Below are 2,268 nucleotides of genomic sequence, written 5' to 3' on the forward strand. Positions count from 1 at the left end.
GCATGATCGCCGGGAGCTGTGCCTGCTCTACATCCAGCCACCATCATCGTCGGCAACCTGGTTGAGGACCCCGAGCTCCGCTTCACCCAAAACGGCATCGCCGTGACCAACCTGCGCGTGGCCGTTACCCAAAGGGTCCAGCAGGACGGCCAGTGGCGCGACGGCGACACCAGCTTCTTCAAGGTGAATGTGTGGCGCGGCCAGGCCGAGAATCTCGCCGAGTCCCTGGGCAAGGGGGACCGGGTCATGGTCACCGGCCGGCTCCGCCAGCGCAGCTGGGAGACCCCCGAGGGCGACAAGCGGTCGGTCACCGAGCTGGAAGCCGACGAGGTCGGCGCCTCGCTGAAGTGGGCCACGGCCAAGGTCGAGCGGACCAGCCAGCGCGGCAACGGCGGCCGTACCCAAGGCCGGGAGCGGCAGGCCGAACGCGGCGGCGACTTCAACGATGCTCCGCCGTTCTAAAGATCCCCAACCCCGCGGCGCCCCCGTCCAACGGGGGCGCCGCGCTATCAATGGCAGTGAGCCTGGCGACGCCGCTGCACTGTGGCAGCGCAAATGAGCTTGTCCTGGCCGGCGCCGCCGACCGGATCGAGCTGGCCGCACGCACCGACGGGTCGGCCTCGAACGAGACGGCCCGCAGGACGGGGGCAAGGGGGTAGTGGCCATGCCACAGCCGCCCCGTCGGGCCGAGCTGGAGGCGGCCGCGGTACTGCTTGGAGTCGACTACGAACACCCCACCGGGACCGATCACCAAATGATCAATGTTGGCTGCCGAGCCCGGGACGGCCAGGTCGTGCAGGACCGCCCAGCCGTGCCGCTCCAGCAGCTTGAGCAGTGCGGCGGGGCGTCGCACCCCTGCCGCCCCGCGCCGCCAGGCGATGGCGTCGGGGCTGGGCCGGAACCGCAATGCCCAGCCGGCAACTATGGCCGCCAGCCCGCCCAGGAGCAAGCCCATCCTGGGCTGGATGAGCATGCCGAGCAGCCCGCCGGCAGTGCCGATGCCAAGGCTGGCGGCCGCCCGCCAGGGCAGGGTCCGAGTCCACGCTGCCCACTCCGTCGCCCGCAGCTGTCGCCACCGCGCCTGGGCGGAGCCGCCTGGGCGGCCTACGCTGGCCCGGACCCGCACCGCCACCACCGGCCGACCGGCGCTGGTGCCGGCCAATAGCTCCTCGGAGTCCTCATTCAGGTGGGCGAGGATGGCCTGGAGGTCGGCCTGGCTGAGTGCCGCACCGATCCGCTGGGCCGGTCCTCGTCCTCGAAGGGCCATGGTCGAGAGGTGGCCATCGGGGTGCTCCTTCCTGCTGGTGCTAGCCGGCAGCCCGCTCGGGACCTTGCCGGCCACGCTGCTGGCGCGCTCGCGGCTGGGTGGTGGACTCGCTGGTCGGCTGGATGTCGCGGGTACGGTCGGCGGCACGCTGCTTGACATGAACCCGCTCGATGGTCATATGGGCCCGTTGCCGGTCGGTTCGCTGGAAGGGTCTTGGGGGTCACGGCCAAGGGCCCGATCTGGGTCGGTGATCTGGTAGGTGTGCCGGTAGTGCTCGATCTGGGCGGCGGCTTGGCGCCAGGCCCGCCGATCCCGGGTCGACTCGGGCACCGGGCCGAGCGCTTCCAGCACATAGCCAGGGCAGTCGGCTTGGACCGCCACCCCAGTGGCGCGCCGCTGCCAGGCCAGCGTCCGCATCACCTGCCGATACTGCGGACCGAGGTGAGCGTTGGCCTCCAGCCAGCCGTCGCGGCGGTGCTGGTGCTGGCGCAGCTCCCGCTCCCGATCATGGACCCGGTCGGCCTGCTGGGTGGCCACCGCCAGCCCACCCAGCAGCTGGATCGGCTGGTCGCCTCTGCGTCGTAGCCAGCGAAGCATGCCCGGCGGCTGGCGGCCGCCGGCCTGCTGGTGGGCGGCCAGGGTTTCCTCGGCTTGCTGGCGGTGGGCGGTGGCCCGGGCCAGCTCCCGGCGGCGGTCGCGGGGGGCCTGGTCGAGCTGGCAGCGGAGCCGATCCCGTTCGGCCCGTAACTCCGCGGTGGACAGCCGCTGGAGATCGGGGCTGCTGGGGGCGTCGATGGCCAGGGTCTGGCCGCCGGCTCGGGATAGGGCCTGGGCCAGCTGCAGGTAGCCGTCGGGCTGCTCGCGATCCGGCAGGTCGAGCTCCCCAGCACCTTGGGGTTCGGGGCCGACGACGGCGTACAGGCGGGTGTCCTGGCGGGCCCGGGACAGCTGCACATACAGCCAGTTGACGTCCTCTGTGCCGGTGAGGCGGACCAGGGCCC

The 2,268-nt window shown here is 72.2% G+C and carries 3 protein-coding genes; 1 reads left to right on the forward strand and 2 read right to left on the reverse strand.

The annotated features are described in order from the left end of the window. Positions 1-18 precede the first annotated feature (18 nt). Positions 19-462, forward strand: coding sequence for a single-stranded DNA-binding protein (ssb, locus tag VF468_11175; GenBank protein HEX5878865.1), 444 nt, complete (start codon positions 19-21; stop codon positions 460-462). On the opposite strand, the gene VF468_11180 is transcribed toward ssb, so the two are convergent. Beyond that, positions 440-1,267: a nuclease-related domain-containing protein gene (locus VF468_11180; GenBank protein HEX5878866.1), complete on the reverse strand. Its 828-nt coding sequence runs from the start codon at positions 1,265-1,267 to the stop codon at positions 440-442. The genes ssb and VF468_11180 overlap by 23 nt on opposite strands. A gap of 174 nt (positions 1,268-1,441) precedes the next feature. Further along, the coding region (locus VF468_11185) for a hypothetical protein (GenBank protein HEX5878867.1) at positions 1,442-2,268 on the reverse strand (827 nt) is incomplete at its 5' end.

Source organism: Actinomycetota bacterium, assembly GCA_036280995.1.
Taxonomy (GTDB): Bacteria; Actinomycetota; CALGFH01; order CALGFH01; family CALGFH01; genus CALGFH01.